A 21,332-nucleotide genomic window follows, 5' to 3' on the forward strand; every position below is an offset into this window, starting at 1 on the left:
GGTGCCGACTGATGCGGGAGAGCGGCAACTGAAGCGACGAATCCGGATCGGCTCGAGAGGGCGGCTGCTCATCATCATCGGCGGCATCCTGCTCATGCCCGCCATCCTGCTGCTATCGTGGGCACTGGTGCTTGGCCTGTCGCGAGCGCAGTCCTCCGTCGAGAACGGGGCGCTGGTCCGCGCCGAAACCATGCGCAATGCGGCGGACAATCAGTTGGCCGTCGATCTCGGCGCTCTGCGCACCTTTGCGACATCCACGGCCCTCGCCCAGCGAAACTGGGAGGCCGCCGCGACCCGCGCCTCGACCGTGGTCGAGGTGAACCCGGGATGGAAGGCCGTGTTGGTCGTCCGCCGAAGCACGGGAGAGGTCGTGATGCGGGCCGGCGCGGCCGACGGGCCTGATCCCGCCGTGTCGGGTGCGGCTCCATTTGATGTGGTGCGCGACGGAACTGGCTGCCCCTGCGTCGTGCTGCGGCAGCCCATCGCGGCGACGCCCGATCACGACGTCGTCGCCCTCATTGATCCCGGAACCTTCCAACCGATGGCCATGGCGGCCGCCGACGACGGACGCGTAACCGCCCTGGTCGACGCGGAAGGCCGGTTCGTCGCCCGGTCGCTCGACTATCCGGCCCGGGTCGGCCGCCCGGCGACGCAGTATGTCCGCTCGGCCGTCCAGAGGGGCGGCAAGGGCTTCTATCGCGGCCGCACCTACGAGGGTCTGGAGAACTACACCGCCTATGTCACCTCGGACCTGAGCGGGTGGTCCGCGCATGTCGCGGTGAACCGGAAACTGATCGATTCCCCGCGCTTCTGGCTGTTTTTCGTTATTGTCGGCGGAGCGTGGCTGGCGCTCATGGCCGCGGGCGGCGTTCTCGTCTACGGGCTGATCGATCTGAACGCCCGGCGCCAGGCCGACGCCCGGATGCTACGACTGCAGAAGAGTGAAGCGATCGGACAGTTCGCCAGCGGGGTGGCCCACGACTTCAACAACCTGCTCACGGTGGTCATCGGCAACCTCGAGCAAATCCGTTCCGACGCGCAGGCGGCCCCGGACATCACGCGCCGCGCCGGGATGGCGCTCGAAGCGGCCCAGCGCGGCGCCCGTCTTTCGAACCAGCTTCTCGGTTTCGCCCGTGACGGCCATGCAGACGCCGGCCCTGTGGATGTCATCGAGTTACTGAACGACGTCAGCGAACTGGTTCGCCAGTCCGTTGGCGGCGGGGTCGCGGTGACGGTGCGGGCCGATCCCCACGCCAACCTGGCGCACGCGAACCGCGACCAGTTGGAGTTGGCGATCCTGAACCTGGCTCTCAATGCCCGCGACGCGATGGCCGGCCAGGGATCCCTGACCGTCGAAACCTCTCTGCAAGGTCGGTGGGTCGAGATCGCGGTGGAGGATTCAGGACCCGGCGTGCCCGCCGAGGCGCGCGGACGGCTGTTCGACCCGTTCTTCACCACCAAGCCCGAGGATCAGGGGACGGGTCTGGGCCTCGCTCAGGTTCAGGACATGGCGACCCGCGCCGGAGGCGACGTCCGCGTGGAGGATGCTGTGGGTGGCGGAGCCCGATTCGTGATCGTATTGCCGGTCGCCGGCTCCGGTCAGACGGCTTCGGCTGTCACCGACTGACGCACCAACCGGCAGCTGCCTTGCGTGGTCAGAAAGGCGATGTCGGCGGCGTCGCGCCCGCAGGCGATCCGTACAAGGCCCTCGACCGGGGCCAGGCCCGTGGGATCGACCAGCCACCAGCCATTCGACAGCCAGACCTCAAAGATGGCGTGGAAGTCCGGCGGGGACAGCTGGTGGGCATAGGCGCTGACCGCGCGCGCCGGAATGCCCGAGGCGCGGCACAGTGTGATGCCCATGTGGGTGAAGTCGCGGCACACCCCGGCCCGGTCGATGAAAGTGCGGGCGGCGGTGGTTTCGGTATCCGAAACCCCTGCTTCGTAGTCGATCTCGGCCTTGATCCAGTCGAGGATTTTCAGCACCCGGTCGCCGCCGACCGTCCCTCCGAAGGTTCGCTCGGCGAACCGTCCGAACTGGTCGGACGGGCAGTAACGGCTGGCGTTTAGATAGGGCAGGACCTCGGCGGGCAGGTCGTTCCAGTCGTGCTGGATGGTGACCGGCGGCAACCCCTTGAGCGTGCCGTTCTCGACCAACGCTTCATAGGTCAGCGCCACCTCGCCAGACAGGTGGGCGCGCAAAGTTCGGGCCCCGAACTCTTCGTCCCGGCTCTCATTGAAATCGACTGTGGGGTGGGTCGTCAGCCGCTCCTCCAGGATGCTCTGGCCCGGCCAGTGCGCCACTTGAATCTTGTAGATGGCGTCAGTGGGTGGATCGAAGCGGTAGACGAGATCGGCGCGAACACGGATTTTCATGGGGCCGGCCTGAGCCAGCCCCATGGTTTCGTCAACCCGTCGGGAACGCGAGTCAATCGCTGTCGGAAGCGTCGTCCGAGACGACCACGACAGCCGCGGCGATCACGCCGGCTATGGCCAGAAGACCGATCAGGGGAACCCCGGCGAAGTCGCTGGAGGCTTCAGATTGGGCCCCGACGCGGTCGCCCACGCGGGCAACTCCGCTTTGACCAGCGGCTACGGCTTGCCCCGCGACCAGCAGCGAACCGGCGGCGAGGGCGGCAAGTGTCTTCTTCATGGATATCTCCCGATCAACTCGCCCAGATAACCCGCGCAGCGCGTGTCCGTTCCCGTAACGCGGGTGGGTAAATCGATTCAGGGTTCCAGCTCGATGTCCCAGTAGAGGTAGTCCAGCCAGCTCTGGTGCAGATAGTGCGGCGGGAAACGTCGGCCGAACTCCTGCAGTTGCCAGGCGCTGGGACGGTGCGGGGCCCGGCGCATCGGCATACCTGCCTGCTGCGGCGTGCGGCCGCCCTTCCGCAGATTGCAGGGGCTGCAGGCCGCAACGATGTTCTCCCAGGTCGTACGGCCCCCGCGGCTGCGCGGAATCACATGGTCGAAGGTCAGCTCCGTCGTGGCGCTGCAGTACTGGCAGGCGAAACCGTCGCGCAGGAAGACATTGAACCGGGTGAAAGCCGGCTGCCGGTCCTGATCGACGTAGTTTTTCAGCGCGATCACGCTGGGCAGAACGATCTCCATCGAGGGGCTGCGCACGACCTTGTCATAGGTCGAGACCACATCGACGCGATCCTGGTACACCGCCTTGATCACCTCTTCCCATGGCCAGATCGACAGCGGGTAGTAGGACAGCGGGCGGAAGTCGGCGTTGAGCACCAGCGCGGGCCAGCCGGACGGGGGGCGGTCCAGGACCTGCATCAGGCCCTCGCCGTGCGAACGAGGTTTAACGACGCGACCGGACTGAAGACACGTCTCCTTCCCTGGCTGTCCGCGAATCCTACGCCTGATTCGACAGCTTGGCGATGACCACGGGAAGACGCCTGCGCGACGCTCAGTTGCGCGAAGGAGCACCCGGGAAGGAAGGCAGTCGCCAGCCCCAGCGGAGCGAGCCGGCCCGAAGAATGAATCCGCACGGAGCGGCGATCAGGGCGGCCTCGACATTCGACAGGCCCAGGCCCTTGAGGGCCGTGTATACGACCGCCGCCAGAATGGCCGCCGAGACGGTGATCTCGCGACGCAGCAGGATAGATGGCTGGCCCGCCAGAAGATCGCGCACCACCCCGCCGAAACAGGCAGTCAACGCGCCCATGACGATGCAGATCAGGGGCGCGAAACCGAGGGCCTCGGCCTTGGCGGCGCCCATCACTCCATAGGCTGCCAGACCGATGGCATCGAGCCACAGCAGGGCGCGGAAACGCCAGTCCTGCCGGCCCAGGAACCAGACGCCCAACGCAGCGGCCAGGCAGACGCCGATGTATTTCCAGTCATGGACCCAGAACACGGGGGCGTCGATCAGCAGGTCGCGCAAGGTGCCGCCGCCGACCCCGGTGATCGCCGCGAAGAACGCCAGCGTCACCAGGTCGTGTTTCTCGCGTGCCGCCGCGAGGGCGCCCGTAGCCGCGAAAACCGCCACGCCTGCGTAGTCGACCACATAGAGGGTGGGCAGGATCGGCTCGGACAGGGCTTCCAACGTCGGCGGGTCGATCAACGGGGCGTCTCCTCCAGCGCGATCTCGCCGCGCTTGACCGCTCCATACCATCCCCAAAGGAGATGCGCCGCCACGCTTCGGTGCGGACGCCAGATTTCGGCGCGGGCGCAGGCCTCCTTCTCGCGGGGTCGAAGGGCCGCGCCGTCGGCCCAGCGGATGGCTTCCTGCAGGGCGATGTCGCCGGCGGGAAAGATGTCCCGCCGGCCCTCGCAGAACATCAGAAAGGTCTCGGCCGTCCACTTGCCGACGCCCTTGATGGCGGTCAGCCGCGCCACGGCCTCCTCGTCCGACAGCGTCTCCAGATGGTCGAAATCGATCCGCCCGTCGACGTGGGCGCGGGCGATCTCGTGACCATAGGTCGCCTTCTGGATCGAAAGCCCGAAGCCGCGCAGGGTCTCGATATCCGTCGCCAGCGTGCGTTCGGGAGTCACCTCGCCGCCTAGCCCCGCCTCGACCCTTGTCCAGATGGCGGCGGCCGACGCCAACGATACCTGCTGGTCGACGATCATGTGGAACAGACCCTCGAACCCGCCGACCCGGCGCCGCCACTCGAAGGCCGGCGTTTGTTCGTGGGCGCGGGCCAGCGCCGGATCGATTGCGACGACCGCCCGGCGCGCCGCCCCGATATCGTCCTGCCAATAGGGGGTCTGCATCGGAAGACCGTAGCGGGCGACCGGAAAGCGGCAAGTCGCCGGATGTGATCGTGTCCGCTTGCCGCTATCGTCGTTCGATGTTCGTCACCCGCTTCGCGCCCTCGCCGACCGGCCGCCTGCACAAGGGCCATGCCTTCTCGGCCCTGACGGCGTGGCAGGCGGCGCGCGTGGCCGGCGGCCGTTTCCTTCTGCGCATGGAGGACATCGACCCGACGCGGCGCCGGCCGGAGTTCGACGCGGCCATCCTCGAGGATCTGGCCTGGCTTGGTCTGGACTGGGAACAGCCGGTCCGACGTCAGTCCCACCATTTGGCGGAATACGCCGCCGTCGTGAATACGCTGAACCGGCGCGGTCTGCTGTATCGGTGCTTCCGCACCCGTAGGGAGATTCTCGACACCATCGGCGACGCGCCTCATGGCCCGGCAGAGGCGGTGAGCCCGGGGCCGCACCCGGCGGACGAAGAGGCGCGGCTGCTGGCGGAGGGTCGACGATTTGCGTGGCGGCTTTCGTTGGACCGCGCCCGTGAAGCCTTGGGACAGGAGGTTTGGGGCAGCCTGACCTTCACAGAGGAAGGACAGGGCCCCAGGGGCGAATCGGGGATCATCCCGGCCCGGCCGGAGACGGCAGGGGACGTGGTTCTGGCCCGCAAGGATGCCGGGACCGCCTACCATCTTGCCGTGACCCACGACGACGCCCTGCAAGAGGTCAGCCACGTCATCCGCGGCGAGGACCTGTTCGAGGCCACCCACATCCAGGTGCTGATCCAGGCGCTGATGGGCTGGCCAACGCCGGTCTATCGGCACCATCGGTTAATGACCGGGCCCGACGGAAGGCGTTTCGCCAAGCGGGACGGCTCGGTGACGCTGGCGCAACTGAGGGCGGAAGGTGCAAGCCCGGAGACGTTGCGCGCGGACCTGGGATTCTGATCAGGCGGCGAGCCGTCCGTCCGACTTCGCGGCGGGGAAGACCACGCCCGGATCAGGCTCCGGACCAGCCTCTCCCGGCCCGCCTATCGCTTTCAGGATGTAACGCATGATGTTGAGTCGCGCCGTCTTTTTTCGATCGGTGGCGACCACCGTCCAGGGGGCGGCGGGATGGTCGGTTTGGTCCAGCATGCGGTCGCGGGCGGCGGTGTAATCGTCCCAGCGGTCCTGCGCCTCAGCATCGAGCGACGAAACCTTGAACCGCTTCAGAGGGTCAGCGACCCGGGAGGCCAGGCGCTCGGCCTGCTCGGCCCTGGAGATGTCCAGCCAGAGCTTGATGATCTTCAGCCCGCCGTCGGCCAGCATCCGCTCGAAGTGCGGCGCGTCTTCCAGGAACCGGGCGTACTGACCGGGCTCGCAGAAGCCCATGACCCGCTCGACCCCGGCCCGGTTGTACCATGAGCGGTTGAACAGCACGGTTTCGCCCGCGGCCGGCAGGTGCGTCACATAACGCTGGAAATACCACTGGCTGGTTTCCCGGTCGGTCGGCTTCGGCAGCGCCACGACACGCGTCTGCCGCAGGGCCATGTGCTCGGTGATGCGCTTGATGGCGCCGTCCTTGCCGGCCGTGTCCCGCCCCTCGAAGACGATCACCGTCTTCCGGCCCTTGTCGATCGTCCAGGCCTGGGTCTCGACCAGCAGGATCTGGAGTCGCTCCAGCTCGGCTTGGTATTTGTCGCTTTTTCTGGCCACGGGGCAGGATGCGCCGAACCTGCCGCTGGAGCAATGCCGGTGGCGGAGGGCAGCGCCGCCGCGTAAGGCTGGCCGTCGATGGACCGCGATTTCGCAGATTTCTGGAACCTGCTGTGGGAAGCCGGGCTCGGCCTGTGCGCGGCCTTCGCCCTGCTCAACATCTTCGCGCCGCACCAGGACCTGCCGTGGAAGCCGCTGGACCTGAACCGGCCGATCGGCCAGGCGACGGCGGCCAAGGTGGCCGATTTCGAGCTGACCCGCACCGCCGCCCCCGAGGAGACCAAGGCCGTCACCGACGCCTGCATCCAGGTCCTGCGCGAGGCCGGCGTCGAGGTCGAGCGGGCCGAGGATCGCGACGACGGCGGCTTCTGCGTTGTGCGCGGGGCGGTCCGCATCACCGGCGGGGCCGTCACCCTCCTGCCCGGAAACCCCGTCATGCAGTGCCCGCTGGCGGTGCGCTACGTCATCTGGGAGCGCCAGGTGCTGCAGCCGGCGGCGGAGCGGAGCTTCGGCAGCCGGGTCGCCAGGATGAACGACGCGGGCACCTACAGCTGCCGCCGCATCTACGGCCAGACCGATCCCAATGCGCGGCCCAGCGAGCATGCCCGGGCCAATGCGCTGGACCTCGGCGGCATGACGCTGGAGGACGGCCGCCGGATCTCGGTGCTGGACGACTGGGACGGCGAGGGTCCCCGCGGGCCTGAGGGCCGGTCGTTCCTGACGCGCGTCCGCGACGGGGCCTGCCGGGTCTTCTCCACCGTCCTGACCCCGGACTATAACGAGGCCCACGCCAACCACCTGCATCTCGACGGGGCCGAGCGCGGGCTGTGCGCCTAGCCGCCGCTAACCCTGTTCGCCGCCCGGGCGAATCGGTTTGCGGTTGACCGTCTCCGGTTTTTCGGGAGAGAAATGCCCCCGCAGTCCGGATTTCGCGCGGCGTCCACACCCGTGCTCGCTCCTTCGCTGAATGAGCTCGTCCAGATGGGCTGTCGGGCGTCCCCTTAGGGGCGTCCGCCTGGAAAGCGCGTTCAGGAGACGCAATATGGCGACCGGCACGGTCAAGTGGTTCAACCCCACCAAGGGCTTCGGCTTCATTCAACCCGACGGCGGCGGCCAGGACGTGTTCGTCCACATCACCGCCGTCCAGAAGGCGGGCCTGCAAGGCCTCGATGAGAACGCCAAGGTCGAATACGAGCTGGAATCCCAGCGCGGCAAGACCTCGGCGGTGGACCTCAAGCTCCTCTGAGCTGACACCTCCTTCTTCTACGGGACGGGCGCGGAAGTTTCGGCTTCCGCGCCTTTCTTGTTTTCGGGACCGGCCAACGGCGCGGCGGGCCCCGGCTTCACCCGGGCCGACCACTGGGCCAGCACCACTCCGGCCAGCAGGGCCGCCGCGCCGCCGAGCTGGGCCGCCGTCATGGTCTCGGCGAACAGCATCCAGCCGAGCAGGGCCGCGACCACCGGCTGGATCAGCACCGTCACCGCCGTCAGGGCGGCGGGCAGCCGGCCCAGCGCCCAGGCCACCCCGCCCTGCCCGGCCACATGGACCAGCCCCAGCCCGGCGCAGGCCAGCCAGCCCGCGGTCGAGGCCGGCGTCAGCGGCTCGCCCAGGACCACGGCCACGCCGAGCAGCAGCGGCAACCCCAGCCCGGTGGTCCACAGCATGATCCGCGACGCGGAGACCCGCCCGCGCAACACCTTCACGGTCAGGAAATAGCCGGCGTACCAGAGCGCCGTCACGGCGGCGAACAGGTCGCCCAGCCGCGGGTCCGAGCCCTGGCGGCCGTCCGCCCCCGCCGACATCGTCCACGCCCCGAACAGGGCCAGGGCCAGGGCCGCGAGGAACAGGGCCCGCGGCCGCTCGCGGAACATCAGCCAGACCACGGCCGTCACGATCACCGGGGTGAGGTTGGTCAGGGTGGTGGCGTTGGCCACCGAGGTGAAGCGGATCGAATAGTGCCAGAAGGCCAGGTCGAGCACGAAGAACAGCGCCGCCAGCCCCATCAGCGGCGACGGCCGGCCGATCCCGCCCGCCCCGGCCGCCTGCCCGGGCCGCCAGACCAGCAGCAGCAGCCACGGCAGGGCGAAGGCGAACCGCCACATCCCCGCCGCCGCCGGCCCGGTGTCGGCCAGCCGCACCAGGATCGGGGCCAGCCCCAGCACCGCCGCCGAGGCGAGGAGGATCAGCAGGGGGGCGGCGCGGGAGGCGGTCATCAAATGCGTATACGGCCTTCTCCCCTCGGGGGAGAAGGTGGCCCGGCAGGGCCGGATGAGGGGGGGCCCGATGCGAACCGGCCGCCCGCCGATCCGAAGCGGGCTTCCCCCTCATCCGCCCCTCCGCGGCGCCCGTCGGGCGTCGCCCTCCACCCCCGGTGGTGAGAAGGGATCGATGCGGTCACCGGAAAATCCCCAAACCCTGTCATTCCGACACTCCCGGACCCTCGTCGCGGGGCGGGAGGTCGGCGTATTCGGGCGGCAGGGGTCGGCCGGCGGCGATATCCTCGGCGAGGCGCAGGGCGCGTTCGCGGACCCAGCGCAGGGTCAGGGCCTGGCCGGCCTCGCGGTCGCGCTCCTGCTCGGCCGGATCGTATTCGACCCATTCGAACAGGGCGTCGAGGCGGGCGATCTCATTGGCCGCCCGGGCCAGCCGCAGGGCCGTCAGCCCGCGCCCGCCCTTCACCGCCTCGGCGGCGGCGGCGAGGGTGCGCCGGGCCAGGTCGCCCGGGCGGATCTGGATCGGCGACGTCCAGGCGGCGACCACCTCGTCCTCGGTCAGGGGGGCGTCGGGATCGGGCGGCAGGCCGGGCGCGGCGAGGACGCCGGAAGGGCCGCTCGGCGGGACGCGCCCCAGCGGCCACGGCGTCGACCGCGCGGCGAAGTCGCGCTTGGTCCAGCCCTCGCGCCGGGCCCGGCGGCGCAGGGCCGTCTCCGACACCCCGAAGCGGGCGGCGACGGTGGGGGCCGACAGGCCGGACAAATAGGCCCCGCGGATCAGGCTCCAGGTCTCGGCGCTGGCGGTGACGTAGCGGGTGGTCGGCAGGCGCGCGTTCATGTTGGAGTCCCCTCCCAATACTGGAGCGGATGGTAGCGGTTGGACCCGTCAGAATCGGACGCAGGGCGGTCGGGTTGGCGGCTTGACGACCGGGATTGGCCGGGTTGGCAGGGTCGGGGTTGGCAGGCCGGCGATCTGCTGTCACTCGTTGCAGTAGAATCGTGGAGGGGCCGATGCGGAGATGGGCGGGATGGGCGGCGGGCGTGGCCCTGCTGGCCGGGGGCGGTGAGGCGTGGGCGCAGACGCCGGACGACAAGCCGGTGACGACGCTCGGCCCGGCCGAAGTCCGCGCCCTGGCCATCGAGACCGGCGGGACGCCGGGGGCGGTCGAGCATCTGGAGGACAACGAGTACCGGATGGAGATCCTCTACCCCGACGACCTGTGGGTTCATTTCGAGGGCTGGAGCTGCACCGGCGACGGCGAGGCCAAGCGCTGCGCCGAGTTCATCCTCTACGTCTGGTTCGAACTGGACAGCGAGGCCGAGGCCCTCGCCCGGGAGCATGAGATCGACATCGCCTGGCTGTCCGACGTGGCGGTCGGCAATGAGCTCAAGGTCTGGCGCATGGACTATCTGTCCGGCATGACCCGCGGCCGCATGCGCGGCATGTTCGAGACCTTTCTCCAGACCGTCGCCGTGGCGCGGGAGATAGCCTTTCCGGTCAAGGGAGGGGCCGGCGCCGGCGGAAAGACCGCGACCAAGGGGGGCTGAGGCGGGGGCTTCTGCCTGTCCTTCTCCCATGCGGGTGGAGGGGCGACGCCCGACGGGCGCCCCGCAGGGGCGGATGAGCCAAGAGAGAGGGCGTTTTGTCATCCCGGCCGGACCCCGGCGCAGGCCGGGGGGAGAGCCGGGACGGCGGCGCTCCCCTCAGGCCCGCTCCCGGAAATCGCAGCGCGATTGTCCGGGAGACAGGCGGCGGCGAGCCCGGTCACCCGTCTCCCGGATAGCGGCTCGCGCCGCTTCCGGGAGGGTGGGGTTGGGCGGCCAGGCGTCCCGGATCACCGCTGCGCGGCGTCCGGGATGACAAGCGCCCGCACGGGTGTTGGTGGGCGGGGCGGCCGGTCGGCCGGACAAGCGGGGCAGAAGCCGTGCCCGGCCATCCAGCCCTCGGTCAGATGGCGCGCCTGCTGGGTCGCGCTGGTGTAGACGGCGCTCGGCTCGGCGAAGCCGAGACTGCACCACGAGTTGGTATCGTCCCCCATCCAACCACCGTAGTGGGTGGTGGGTCAGAGACCACCTCCAGCGATCTCACTATTAAAAAATGGTGGGTGCGCTCTTCTTACTCGTCTAGTCCGTCGATCAACTCGGAGAGCGCCTTAGCTACCGCTCGCGCAGCCTCCTCACTCCCGTCCTGATCGTTCCAAAGTCTAAACATCGGTGGGAAAAGCTGGGTCCGCGACAAACCGAGTTCGACCGATAAGTCGTGGTACCAGTCGTGCGCCTCTTTGCCTTCTAGCGTAGCCAACAGCCGGGGGATGTCCTCCCGACCGACAATGGCACCGAACGCCCCAGGATTTTCCGTGACTAGAGTGCGAAATGTTCGCTCGATCGGGATGTCGCCAGGCAGAAAGGTCGAGCGCGCGCGGGGCTCCTCTGCGGTCGTGGTCCTCACATCCCCATCGAACAGCCCCACGATCTTAATACGGCGCGTGTCAGCCATCTGAGCCAAGCTAGCCGCGATGTTTCCCTCGCCGTTCCGCACGGTCACATCAATGCGACGGGCTAGCCTTGGATCATACTTTTCAAGGATCCACCGGCAGAACTCCGCCCCTGCCATATCTTCAACCAAGACGATCGCTGAGATTGGCGGATCGATGCCTAATTGGGTCAGCAGTGAAGGTGGTGCGGAAGCATCGAATGAGACCCCCTCTCGTGTGCGTATGAGGAACACAAGCGCTTCATCTGGCATCGGAGCTATCATCGGACCAGAGTGAGTGGCCACCACGGCGCACAGCTTCTTCTCAGTCACTTTAGATAGTATGTGAGAGCCGACAGCCTCTTGTGAGGCTTGAGATAGAAACGTCTCCGGTTCTTCGAGGAGAATGATCGAATTCTCTTTCGCTCGGAACAGAGTCCACCAGATTAGAAAGGCCGCCAGCTCACCTGCGCCCATAGACCGACTGTCATATCGATCCTCCCCATATGACACTTCGAAAAATGGTATGACTCGGTCAAACTCTTCGATCTCAAATAACGAAACAGAGCGGTACCCTCTTCTGGTAATGAACTCTACTTCTCCTAACTCATCGTCCGTTAGTTTGTACTCGCCGATCCCGCTCGTTATTCCCTCATCCGCTTGAAGGTCCGCTAGCATGGAAAGAACGATATCCACCTCCTGAGAGGTGTCCAAGTGTATCACGTCGAGACCATGCGAGGCATCGCTACTCGTCTCAGAAGCCACGAAGGAAGCGGAACATGTATGTTCAACATCTACGACCTTTAGAAGGACGGATGCGGTTCCAGTAGCCAGTCTTCGCGCAATAAAGTCCGAGCGCCGAGCGCCCTCCGGCGCCAAGGCTCCCCATAAAGCCTGCAAGAGCGTGCTCTTGCCTGCGCCATTCGCGCCCGAAATGAAAGTGATAGGAGAATAGAACGCGACTTCTCCCGAGCCCAGGCCAAGCAAATTGTCAAAAGCGAAGTGCTCTATACGTACCGGCCAGGTTGCCGCCCGCTTCTTGAGACCCCGTCTGAGGTCTGCTGCCCGGGCGGCTTTCACAGCAGCCCACCCCAGTGCTCCAAGTCAAATACCTGCAAGGCAGCATGCTCAAACGTCACATCATCGCGCTGCGAAACGGCGTCCTCGAGCGAGCGCAATAGGGAAGGCTCTACCGGGGCAGGAGGAACTTCGTTCAAGGCAAAACAGTAAATGTACCAAAGGACAATATCTCTAAGGACGACTGACGATACGTCCGTTACACGGAGACTTGCCCTGTCCTCGAAAACAGCGGCCGCCTCAGTGATATAGTGGGCTGTATATTGGCCATTCCTCGCAGCAGAAAACGCTGACACAATGCCGGGATGTGGATCCGACTCCTCAAAACGGGAAAAAAACAGCAACCATGAGATTAAGCTAGCCTTGTTGAGGCGATAATGCGGGGACTGCCGCATCGCACCTGAAAAATGCTCTATTGTTCGCCACGCGCGCTGCACTACGTCATCAGGAAACCCATGCCGGCTCCTGAAGCGCTCGGAAATCCGACTTTCCGTTCCCTTGATGGCGAAGCTACCGTTCTCCAAGAAGAATAATAGCCTCGCGATAATATCGTCATATGCCAGCCGCGTGTTTGAGAATCCTAGTGAAGAGGATGTGTTTCCGGACGAAACGAAATAATTCACCAACTCTTTCAGTTGCGCCCGTGCCGGGCCGTACAGGGCGTTGCGCTGCTCCCCAGCGGTGAGCATTGTTGGCTGGTTCAGCCTATAGAATAGTTCGCTCGGTTCTTCGGGTTGATAATCGAATATAATGAAGCAGCGCAAAGAGTAATTATTTATGCTTCTGACGACGTCAATGTCCAGTTTTGAATACACCTTACGGTGCAACGATCTGACATAAGGGTCCTCAGGAGTTATGTTTCCATCTATAGAGAATTTATCCTCGAAGAAATCACGGATTGAGACGAGACGTTGCTGCCCATCAAGAACCTCGAAACGCGACCCTGCGGTTTCGACGAGGTGGATCGGGGGAATAGACCAGCCCCTAAGGATGGTATCGACAAGCCGCTTCTTCTTTGGCGAAGACCAGACCTCCTGCCGCTGGAATTCCGGTTGAAGGTCAACCGCGCCGGAGGACATGCGCGCCACGAGTGACTGGAGATCAGGCTCCCAAGGTTTAAGCTTCATTTTATCTGCCGCGACGGTTTAGCGCCCAACGTGGGCGAACGCCTTGAGTCTCGTCAATCATATTCCTCACGTCACGCCTTCGCCGCATCAAACCGGTCTGGTCCTCAGTCTACCGGCGTCATCTGCTTGGCCTGACCCGGGTCGACCGGCCTCCACCGCACTCCGCCCCCCCCCCCTACCGCCCCTTCCGGAACGCCTCCGCCTTCTCCGCCGCCGCGTCGGCCCGCCACCGCTTCGGCGCGCTCTTGTCCACCTGCTCCCCCTCGGCGGTCAGCACCTCATTGGCGAACTCCAGATCCAGCAGCTTCATGCGCTTGATCTCGTCGCGCAGGCGGGCGGCCTCCTCGAACTCGAGGTTGGCGGCGGCCTCGCGCATGCGGCCTTCGAGGTCCTTGAGGGCGGCCTGGAAGTTGGTGCCGACGAAGGGTTTGGAGGCCTCGGCCACGCCGGGCGAGGTCAGGCGGTCCATCTCGCGGCTCTCATAGGGCGAGGCCATGATCTCCTTGATGTCGCGCTTGACCGACTCGGGCGTGATGCCGTGTTCGGCGTTGTAGGCCTCCTGCTTCTCGCGGCGGCGATTGGTCTCGGCGATGGCGCGCTCCATCGAGCCGGTCATGCGGTCGGCGTAGAGGATGACGCGGCCGTCGACGTTGCGGGCGGCGCGGCCGATGGTCTGGATCAGCGAGGTCTCGGAGCGCAGGAAGCCCTCCTTGTCGGCGTCGAGGATGGCGACCAGGCCGCACTCGGGGATGTCGAGGCCCTCGCGCAGCAGGTTGATGCCGATCAGGACGTCGAAGGCGCCCATGCGCAGGTCGCGCAGGATCTCGATCCGTTCCAGGGTGTCGACGTCGGAGTGCATGTAGCGGACGCGGACGCCCTGCTCGTGCATGTATTCGGTCAGGTCCTCAGCCATCTTCTTGGTCAGGACGGTGACCAAAGACCTGTACCCGAGACGAGCGACGTTCTTTACCTCATCGATGACGTCGTCGACCTGGTTGCGGGTCTGGCCGCTGACCGGGCGGATTTCGACCGGGGGGTCGATCAGGCCGGTGGGACGGATGACCTGTTCGGTGAAGACGCCGCCGGTCTTCTCCATCTCCCACGGGCCGGGGGTGGCGGAGACGAAGACGGTCTGGGGGCGCATGGCGTCCCATTCGTCGAACTTCAGCGGGCGGTTGTCGATGGCGCTGGGCAGGCGGAAGCCGTATTCGGCCAGGGTGGATTTGCGGCGGTAGTCGCCGCGGTACATGGCGCTGATCTGGCCGACGGTGACGTGGCTCTCGTCGACGAACAGCAGGGCGTTGTCGGGGATGTATTCGAAGAAGGTGGGCGGCGGCTCGCCCGGGGCGCGGCCGGTCAGCCAGCGGCTGTAGTTCTCGATGCCGGCGCAGGAGCCGGTGGCCTCCATCATCTCCAGATCGAAGCGCACCCGTTGTTCGAGGCGCTGGGCCTCGAGCAGCTTGCCGTTCTCGACCATCCAGTCGAGCGTCTCCTTGAGCTCGGCCTTGATGCCGGTGATGGCCTGGTTCAGCGACGGCCGCGGGGTGACGTAGTGGCTGGCGGCGTAGACGGTGATCTCGTCGAGGTCGGCGGTCTTCTTGCCGGTGAGGGGGTCGAACTCCTGGATGGATTCCAGCTCGTCCCCGAACAGCTGGATGCGCCAGGCGCGGTCCTCCATGTGGACGGGGAAGACCTCCAGGGTGTCGCCGCGCTTGCGGAACATGCCGCGCTCGAAGGCGGCGTCGTTGCGCTTGTACTGCAGGGCGATGAGGTCGGCGCGCAGCTTGGCCTCGTCGATCTGGTCGCCGACCTTCAGGGTGAAGGTCATGGCGGTATAGGTCTCGACCGAGCCGATGCCGTAGATGCAGGAGACCGAGGCGACCACGATCACATCGTCCCGCTCGAGTATCGCCCGGGTGGCGGAGTGGCGCATGCGGTCGATCTGCTCGTTGATCGAGCTGTCCTTCTCGATATAGGTGTCGGTGCGCGGGACGTAGGCTTCCGGTTGATAATAGTCGTAATAGGATACGAAGTATTCAACGGCGTTGTCAGGGAAGAACGACTTGAACTCGGAGTAGAGCTGGGCGGCGAGGGTCTTGTTGTGGGCGAGGATCAGGGCCGGGCGCTGGGTCTGTTCGATGACCTTGGCCATGGTGAAGGTCTTGCCCGAGCCGGTGACGCCGAGCAGGACCTGATCGCGCTCGCCGGCCTTCGCGGTCTCGACCAGTTCGGCGATGGCGGCGGGCTGGTCTCCGGCGGGGGTGTATTTGGTCTCGAGCCGGAACGGGATGTGCTTGCGGCCGGAGGGCCGGTCGGGCCGGTGCGGGGTCCAGTCGGCGGGCTTGCCGGGAGCTTCCTCGGGCGTCAGACGCGGGCCGGTGACGGGCGCGAACATCGGCATCCGGCTGGTCGCCGCGGCCGGATCGTGGAGGAAGGAGACCGGGGCCTCGGCCACGCCCGGGGTGTGTTCGGGCTTGCGCGTGCCCTGGGGCGTGGTCTGGGTCGATTTCCGGGGAGAACGGGCCATGAACGCAATCTAGGGCGGGGAACGGGGTTTCGCCACAACGTCCGGCGCGCGCGGGGGATGCGGATGGCGACGGCCGACAGCGGCTGACAGCCGGATCTAGCGCGTCGCGGGCCCCGGCTCCTCGCCGTTGGCCGTCTCCTCTTCGGGCGTCATCAGATCCTCGGCGGCGTCGTTGACCGGAGGCGCGCGCGGCGCCGGCGCGGCGGGCTTCGGCTCCGACGGCGCGCCGGCGTTGACCGCCAGGCCCAGGGTCTTCAAGGCGTCGTCGCCCTCGCGGCCGAAGACGCTGCGCAGACGCAGGTCGGTCTGCGGGAAGGGGATCTCGACCCCGGCCTTGTCGAGGGCGTCGGCGATGGCCCAGGTGTAGGCGGCGTGCATGGCGCCGGGCCGTTTGACCGCCTCGCGCGTCGGCCAGACCAGCAGCTCGAAATTCAGGCTGGAGTCGCCGAAGCCGGTCAGCCAGACCTGGCTCTTGCGGGTGTCGGTTTCGGGCAAGGTGAAGGGGCTGTTGCGGGCCGCTTCCAGCACCGCTTCGCGCACCGCGGCCCGGTCGGCGCCATAGGCGACGCCGAACGGAATATGGATGCGGCGGGTATCGCCCTTGAGCGTCCAGTTGGTGACCGAGCCCTCGATCAAATGCGAGTTGGGCACGACGATATTGAGGTTGTCGTTGGTGCGGATGCGGGTGGCGCGCGGCCCGACCTCGGCGATGACGCCGCGCACGCCGTCCTCCAGTTCGATGAAGTCGCCGACCGAAACCATGCGGTCGAAGATCAGAAAGAGACCCGAGACGAATTCCTTGACCACCCCCTGCAGGCCGAGGCCGACACCGATGCCGATGGCACCGGCGAAGACCGCCAGCGACGACAGGTTCAGCCCCGCCGTCGACAGGGCGGCGAAGACGCCGAACAGGATCAGCCCGTAGCTGGCCAGCTTTTCCAGCACATAAAGGGCGCCGGCGCTGCGGGTCGAGCGCTCGCGCAGGCGTCGCAACGCCCGGGTGGCCACCCACGACAGCGCCCAGGCCGCCACCAGCACGACAAGGGCGGCGATCAGCCCTCCGATCGTGATCGACGCGCCGCCGATACGGAACAGCTGTTCCTGGTCGATTTCACTGAGGTTCGGCATCAAGCGTCAGCGTATGGCGCCCCCGGCGGTTCCGCCAGAGGTCGCGGCGGTCGTGTGTTGCGAGCGATCAGAGCCGAATAGCGCGAGCATCCGCGCCCGCGCCGGGGCAGACTGGCCCCATGTCCCGCGCCGATGCCGCCCCTTCATGCTCGCCGCCCTCTGCCCTGACCCTGTCGTGGGTGGACAGCCCGATCGGACCGCTGGCCCTGGCCTGCGACGACGCGGGTGTGCTGCGCGGGCTGTCGTTCTCGGGTCCGGGCGGTGACGGGCTGATCAAGGCGATGAAGCGCGAGTATCCGATGGCCGCGCTGGCCGACGGCGCGGCCCCGGCGGCGCTGGTTCGAACCCTGGGCGCTTATTTCGACGGTGACCGCGAGGCGCTGGGCCGCGCGCCATGGTCGCTGGACGGTGCGGTCGCTGGCGACGGTTTCCACGCCCGGGTATGGCGGGCGCTGGCCGAGGTGCCGGCGGGCGTCACCATCAGCTACGGCGAGATGGCGAAGCGCGCCGGAGAGCCCGGGGCGGCGCAGGCGGCGGGCACAGCCCTGAACCGCAATCCCATTCCGCTGGTGCTGGTCTGCCACCGGGTGGTCGGCGCCGATGGGGCGCTGGTCGGCTTCGGCGGCGGGCTGGAGCGCAAGGGCTGGCTGCTAAGGCACGAGGGCGCGCTGCTGATCTAGGTGTTCCAGCCGAAGATTGTGACGTCCTGGACGTGTCCGCGTTGGGTCGTGCACTGGACACCCGATCGACCGTTGTGAACGGGTTCCCAGCCATAGATCACCTGTTCGGTTCCCGGCACGGTCTGTACGACGGCCGGCCCGTCCAACTGGACACCGCTTGCGGCCGCACGGGCGCGGCAGGCCTCTTCCGTCGACATGGTCTGACAGCCCGAAACGGCGACGAGACAGACCGAAGCGAAGAGAGGCTGCAGAATTTTCATTGTTCGCATTGAGATGAGCGCCGCACCTGATTTAGCTGAACAGACCGATCAGCTCTCGCCCGGCCAGCACGCAGAACAGCAGGCCGCCCGCGATCAGCATGCTGTTGGAAAGCCAGCCGCTGCGCCACCCGGCCGGCGTTCGCGATGAGTTGAGCAGCCAGATCAGGGTCAGGGCGAGGAAGGGCATGAACAGGGCCCCGAGCGCGCCATAGGCGACGATCAGACCGAACGGCCGGTCCATGAACAGCAGGGCCATCGGCGGGACGGTGAGCCACAGCAGATAGCCGCGGAAGGCGGGGCTGCCCTCGCCCCTGGCGGTCGGGTCGGCGGCGCGACCGCGCAGATGGGCCCAGAAGTCGGCGAACATCAGGCTGACCCCGTGCCAGACGCCGATCAGGGACGAGAAGCTGGCGGCGAAGAAGCCGACGAGGAACATCACCCCGACGACGTCGCCGAACCGCTCGCGCAGCACGCCGTCGAGGTCGAGCAGGCCCCGGTCGCCCCGAGCCAGGGCAATGTTCGAAGCGTAAAGCAACTCGGCGCCGACGATCAGCATGGCCACGACGAAGACGCCGGTGACGGCGTAACCGACCCGGTTGTCGAGCCGCATGACCCGCATCCAGGCCGGGCCGCGCCAGCCCTTCTCGCCGATCCAGTAGCCGTAGGCGGCCAGGGTGATGGTGCCGCCCACTCCTCCGATCAGGCCGAGGGTGTAGAAGGTCGACCCCTCGGGCAGGGTCGGGACCAGGCCGCGCGCCATGGCCGGCAGGTCGGGGGCGACGATGACGGCGAGGCCGACCACGGTGACGAACATCACCGCGACCAGTGCGGTCATCAGTTTCTCGAACACCGGATAGCGGTTGAACCAGACGAGGATCAGGCCGACGACGCCGCAGATCATGGCCCAGCCCTTGAGATCGAGGGCGAGGGCCGTGCCGTCCAGCAAGGCGGCCAGCGGCAGGGCCGAGGCGGTCATGGCCGTGGCTCCATAGACGAAACCCCAGACGGCCACATAGACGCCGAAATAGGCGCTGGCCCAGTTGAGCCGGCCGCCGAACCAGCCCGGCCCGAGACTGGACCAGCCCTCGAAGATGGTCCGACCGGAGGCCAGCGACCAGCGGCCGACGCCCTCGGCCAGCGAGATCTTCAGCAGGGTTCCGACCACCGCCGCCCATAGCAGGGCGTAGCCGAACATGGAGCCGGCCACGAGGGTGGCCACCAGATCGCCGGCCCCGACGCCGGTGGCGGCGGCGACGATCCCGGGACCGATCAGCCGCCAGTGGGAACCAGCGGACGGAGTCGTGGGGGCGGGGGCATCGGTCATGCGGCGGGGCTCCTGTGCGAGGAGCTTAGCCGCAGCCGATGCCGCTTGTCCCGGCCCACGAGGGCCCGTCCGTGCTAGCGCCTGATGTCGACCCGAGCTTCCAGATCGGCCCATCGCCGGGTCAGGTCGCGCAGTTCGTCGCGCAGACGCATGGCCTCAGACCGGCTGATCCGACCACTGCGCTCGCCAGCGACGATGCGGGCCTCGATCTCGGCCGCGCGGGGATCGTAGCCGTATCCGCCATCGTCCCAACCGACATCGCCGACGCGGCGATTGAGGTCGGCAAGCCGGACTGTCAGGTCCTGCTGTTCACGAGTGCTGAGGCCGTCGCGGCGGTAGTCGGCCTCCAGCCTGACCAGGGCGTCGAAGTCGGCGCGCAGGCGGGCGCCTTCGCTCCTCGACAGCGAGCGTTCGCGAACGCCGGCGTCGATCCGGCTGAAGAAGGCGACCCGCTGGTCCGCCAGCGGCCGCCAGCCGTAGCTCATGTCGTCGTCGTCGCGGCGCTCGTCCCCCACGCGCTGCGACAGGACGCGGTAGCGGTCGCGCAGGTCCCGGCGCTCGCTGGTAGTCATGCGACCATCGGCGGCGTAGCGGGTCTCGAGCTGGACGAGGGCGTCGTAGTCGTCCCGCAGTCGATCGGCCTCGTACCGGCTGATCGAGCCGTCGCGGACCCCGGCGTTGATGCGGGCGTCGAGGTCGGCGCGGCGCTGATAGAGCGGGCGACGACCCCGGCCCCAGTCCTCGTCCAGAACGCGATCCTGATCTGCGGTCTGGACGCCAAACAGGGCCCCGAGCAGGGCGCCGAATACATCGCCCGGCTGATCCCGCCTTGTTTGGCCATAGTCCTGGCCCGCGCCGTAGGGATCGTCGGGATAGAGCGGTCCGACGGTGGCGGAGGCGCCGTTGCAGCTGAGCACGCCGTCCCGATTGGTCAGAGCGCTGCGGCAGTCGACGCTGCGGATGGAGCTCCAGCGGTAGCCGCCGTTGGTCTGGCATTCGGCCGAGACGTAGCCGTTGGCGAGTTGCTCGACATTGCGGCACGACGAGGGAACGGCCCCGGGGCCGGTCTGGTAGCTGGTATAAGGGGTTTGGGCTTCGGCGGCGCCAGCGGCGGTCAGAACCAGCGCGCCAGCCGCGAGAGCCGACAGGGTGTAAGTCGCGGTCATGTGAGGCCTTTCCGGCGATAAGTCAGGAGCGGGAAGAACGGCGTTCGGAGCGGAAGGTTGCCCCCGATCCGCGGCGCCCCTCCCTTCGCCCCTCCGGCTCCGCTAGTGCTTGCTGATGACCGCCCTGCCCCTCAACGAGGTCCTGATGCTCCTCGCCGCCCTGGTGGCGGCGGGGCTGGCGGGCGGCGTGATCGCCGGCCTGTTCGGGGTCGGGGGCGGCACGGTGATCGTGCCGGCGGTGTTCTACGCCTTCGAGGTGCTGGGGATCGGCGGCGAAGGCAATCTGCACACCGCGATCGGGACCTCGCTGCTAACGATCGTCGCCACCTCGTGGCGGTCGCTGAGGGCGCACCGGACCCACGGAGCGGTCGACGAGGGGGTGCTGAAGACCTGGACGCCTTGGGTCGCGGTCGGGGCGCTGGTCGGGGCCGCCGTCGCGGGCGTCACCTCGATGGCGGGGCTGGCCCTCGTCTATGCCGTCTGCCTGGCGGCGGTGGCGGCTCAGATGGGGCTGATGCCGGAGGGTCATGCGCTGCGCAAGGACCTGCCGACGGGCTGGGGGCGACGGGGTCTGGGGACCGTGATCGGCGGGCTGTCGGCGATGATGGGCATCGGCGGCGGCAGCTTCGGCGGCATGCTGATGTCGCTGTGCGGGCGGCCGATCCACCAGGCGGTGGCGACCGCCTCGGGCTTCGGGGTGGCCATCGGGACGGCGGCGACGCTTGGCTTCGTCGTGTTCGGCTGGGACGCCGGCGGGCGTCCGCCGCTGTCGCTCGGCTACGTCAACGTCCCGGGCGCGGTGGTGATGGCGGTGCTGACCACGGCGGTGGCGCCGTGGGGAGCGAAGCTGGCGCATTCTCTGGACCGGCGCGTGCTGCGCAAGGCGTTCGCGCTGTACCTGCTGGTCGCCGCAGCGCTGGTGGTCGCCAAGGCGGTGTGAGGCCTG

The 21,332-nt window shown here is 67.4% G+C and carries 23 protein-coding genes and 1 pseudogene; 7 read left to right on the forward strand and 17 right to left on the reverse strand.

What is annotated here, in order from left to right; all coding sequences use genetic code 11:
- The first annotated feature begins 1 nt into the window (after position 1).
- The gene (locus HNQ67_RS13825; protein WP_183254635.1) at positions 2–1,627 is read left to right on the forward strand and encodes an ATP-binding protein; all 1,626 of its coding nucleotides are present in this window, start codon (positions 2–4) and stop codon (positions 1,625–1,627) included.
- Here the strand turns inward: HNQ67_RS13825 and HNQ67_RS09255 are convergent.
- The 5 genes from HNQ67_RS09255 to HNQ67_RS09275 all read right to left on the reverse strand — a co-directional run bounded on the left by HNQ67_RS09255 (position 1,600) and on the right by HNQ67_RS09275 (position 4,734).
- Entirely contained in the window at positions 1,600–2,376 is a 777-nt protein-coding gene (locus tag HNQ67_RS09255) for a transglutaminase-like domain-containing protein (RefSeq protein ID WP_183254637.1), read from the reverse strand. The genes HNQ67_RS13825 and HNQ67_RS09255 overlap by 28 nt on opposite strands.
- A 52-nt stretch (positions 2,377–2,428) precedes the next feature.
- Positions 2,429–2,653, reverse strand: a complete 225-nt coding sequence (locus HNQ67_RS09260) for a hypothetical protein (RefSeq protein WP_183254639.1) — start codon at positions 2,651–2,653, stop codon at positions 2,429–2,431.
- Positions 2,654–2,730: 77 nt separating this feature from the next.
- Entirely contained in the window at positions 2,731–3,294 is a 564-nt protein-coding gene (locus HNQ67_RS09265) for an HNH endonuclease (protein WP_183254846.1), read from the reverse strand.
- A 130-nt stretch (positions 3,295–3,424) separates the two neighbouring features.
- Positions 3,425–4,081, reverse strand: coding sequence for a trimeric intracellular cation channel family protein (locus HNQ67_RS09270; protein WP_425486342.1), 657 nt, complete (start codon positions 4,079–4,081; stop codon positions 3,425–3,427).
- Positions 4,078–4,734 (reverse strand): DNA-3-methyladenine glycosylase family protein, encoded by a 657-nt coding sequence (locus tag HNQ67_RS09275; protein WP_183254643.1) that lies wholly within the window; start codon positions 4,732–4,734, stop codon positions 4,078–4,080. Before HNQ67_RS09275 ends, HNQ67_RS09270 begins: the two co-directional genes overlap by 4 nt.
- A 77-nt stretch (positions 4,735–4,811) precedes the next feature.
- On the opposite strand from HNQ67_RS09275, the gene gluQRS reads away from it, so the two are divergent.
- Positions 4,812–5,660, forward strand: a complete 849-nt coding sequence (gene gluQRS / locus HNQ67_RS09280) for a tRNA glutamyl-Q(34) synthetase GluQRS (protein WP_183254645.1) — start codon at positions 4,812–4,814, stop codon at positions 5,658–5,660.
- Here the strand turns inward: gluQRS and ppk2 are convergent, their stop codons facing one another.
- The gene (ppk2, locus tag HNQ67_RS09285) at positions 5,661–6,410 is read right to left on the reverse strand and encodes a polyphosphate kinase 2 (protein ID WP_183254647.1); all 750 of its coding nucleotides are present in this window, start codon (positions 6,408–6,410) and stop codon (positions 5,661–5,663) included.
- A 78-nt stretch (positions 6,411–6,488) separates the two neighbouring features.
- On the opposite strand from ppk2, the gene HNQ67_RS09290 reads away from it, so the two are divergent.
- Both HNQ67_RS09290 and HNQ67_RS09295 read left to right on the forward strand, forming a co-directional pair.
- Positions 6,489–7,247 carry an extensin-like domain-containing protein gene (locus HNQ67_RS09290; protein ID WP_183254649.1) on the forward strand — a complete coding sequence of 253 codons (759 nt, stop codon included), beginning with the start codon at positions 6,489–6,491 and terminating at the stop codon, positions 7,245–7,247.
- Between the two features lie 205 nt (positions 7,248–7,452).
- On the forward strand, positions 7,453–7,656 hold the full coding sequence (locus HNQ67_RS09295) for a cold-shock protein (protein ID WP_183254651.1): 204 nt from the start codon (positions 7,453–7,455) through the stop codon (positions 7,654–7,656).
- A 17-nt stretch (positions 7,657–7,673) separates the two neighbouring features.
- Here the strand turns inward: HNQ67_RS09295 and HNQ67_RS09300 are convergent, their stop codons facing one another.
- Positions 7,674–8,624: a DMT family transporter gene (locus HNQ67_RS09300; protein WP_183254653.1), complete on the reverse strand. Its 951-nt coding sequence runs from the start codon at positions 8,622–8,624 to the stop codon at positions 7,674–7,676.
- A gap of 205 nt (positions 8,625–8,829) precedes the next feature.
- A complete protein-coding gene (locus tag HNQ67_RS09305) occupies positions 8,830–9,462 on the reverse strand; it encodes a hypothetical protein (protein WP_183254654.1) in 633 nt (210 codons plus the stop codon).
- Positions 9,463–9,635: 173 nt separating this feature from the next.
- Between HNQ67_RS09305 and HNQ67_RS09310 the strand changes: the two genes are divergently transcribed.
- Entirely contained in the window at positions 9,636–10,172 is a 537-nt protein-coding gene (locus HNQ67_RS09310; protein ID WP_183254655.1) for a hypothetical protein, read from the forward strand.
- A gap of 287 nt (positions 10,173–10,459) precedes the next feature.
- Here the strand turns inward: HNQ67_RS09310 and HNQ67_RS09315 are convergent, their stop codons facing one another.
- The 6 genes and pseudogenes from HNQ67_RS09315 to HNQ67_RS09335 all read right to left on the reverse strand — a co-directional run bounded on the left by HNQ67_RS09315 (position 10,460) and on the right by HNQ67_RS09335 (position 16,956).
- On the reverse strand, positions 10,460–10,663 hold the full coding sequence (locus HNQ67_RS09315) for a hypothetical protein (protein WP_183254657.1): 204 nt from the start codon (positions 10,661–10,663) through the stop codon (positions 10,460–10,462).
- A 77-nt stretch (positions 10,664–10,740) separates the two neighbouring features.
- Entirely contained in the window at positions 10,741–11,862 is a 1,122-nt protein-coding gene (locus HNQ67_RS09320) for an ATP-binding protein (protein WP_246347521.1), read from the reverse strand.
- Between the two features lie 93 nt (positions 11,863–11,955).
- A pseudogene (locus HNQ67_RS13865) lies at positions 11,956–12,177 on the reverse strand (ATP-binding protein); the annotation flags it as partial.
- Entirely contained in the window at positions 12,174–13,301 is a 1,128-nt protein-coding gene (locus tag HNQ67_RS09325) for a DUF262 domain-containing protein (protein WP_183254660.1), read from the reverse strand. The pseudogene HNQ67_RS13865 and the gene HNQ67_RS09325, both read right to left, overlap by 4 nt.
- A gap of 175 nt (positions 13,302–13,476) precedes the next feature.
- Positions 13,477–15,828 (reverse strand): excinuclease ABC subunit UvrB, encoded by a 2,352-nt coding sequence (gene uvrB, locus HNQ67_RS09330; RefSeq protein ID WP_425486343.1) that lies wholly within the window; start codon positions 15,826–15,828, stop codon positions 13,477–13,479.
- Positions 15,829–15,924: 96 nt separating this feature from the next.
- Complete coding sequence (locus tag HNQ67_RS09335; protein WP_183254662.1) at positions 15,925–16,956, reverse strand: mechanosensitive ion channel family protein; 1,032 nt, start codon at positions 16,954–16,956, stop codon at positions 15,925–15,927.
- A 119-nt stretch (positions 16,957–17,075) separates the two neighbouring features.
- On the opposite strand from HNQ67_RS09335, the gene HNQ67_RS09340 reads away from it, so the two are divergent.
- Complete coding sequence (locus HNQ67_RS09340; protein WP_183254664.1) at positions 17,076–17,636, forward strand: methylated-DNA--[protein]-cysteine S-methyltransferase; 561 nt, start codon at positions 17,076–17,078, stop codon at positions 17,634–17,636.
- On the opposite strand, the gene HNQ67_RS09345 is transcribed toward HNQ67_RS09340, so the two are convergent.
- The 3 genes from HNQ67_RS09345 to HNQ67_RS09355 form a co-directional block, all read right to left on the reverse strand.
- Positions 17,633–17,896: a hypothetical protein gene (locus tag HNQ67_RS09345; RefSeq protein ID WP_183254666.1), complete on the reverse strand. Its 264-nt coding sequence runs from the start codon at positions 17,894–17,896 to the stop codon at positions 17,633–17,635. The genes HNQ67_RS09340 and HNQ67_RS09345 overlap by 4 nt on opposite strands.
- A 31-nt stretch (positions 17,897–17,927) precedes the next feature.
- Positions 17,928–19,220, reverse strand: a complete 1,293-nt coding sequence (locus HNQ67_RS09350; protein ID WP_183254668.1) for an Nramp family divalent metal transporter — start codon at positions 19,218–19,220, stop codon at positions 17,928–17,930.
- Positions 19,221–19,294: 74 nt separating this feature from the next.
- Positions 19,295–20,386 (reverse strand): FUSC family protein, encoded by a 1,092-nt coding sequence (locus HNQ67_RS09355; RefSeq protein WP_183254671.1) that lies wholly within the window; start codon positions 20,384–20,386, stop codon positions 19,295–19,297.
- Between the two features lie 115 nt (positions 20,387–20,501).
- Here HNQ67_RS09355 and HNQ67_RS09360 point away from each other — a divergent pair, with 115 nt between their 5' ends.
- Entirely contained in the window at positions 20,502–21,326 is an 825-nt protein-coding gene (locus tag HNQ67_RS09360; protein WP_183254673.1) for a sulfite exporter TauE/SafE family protein, read from the forward strand.
- Positions 21,327–21,332: the final 6 nt, after the last annotated feature.

The organism is Brevundimonas basaltis, assembly GCF_014202075.1.
Classification (GTDB): Bacteria; Pseudomonadota; Alphaproteobacteria; order Caulobacterales; family Caulobacteraceae; genus Brevundimonas; species Brevundimonas basaltis.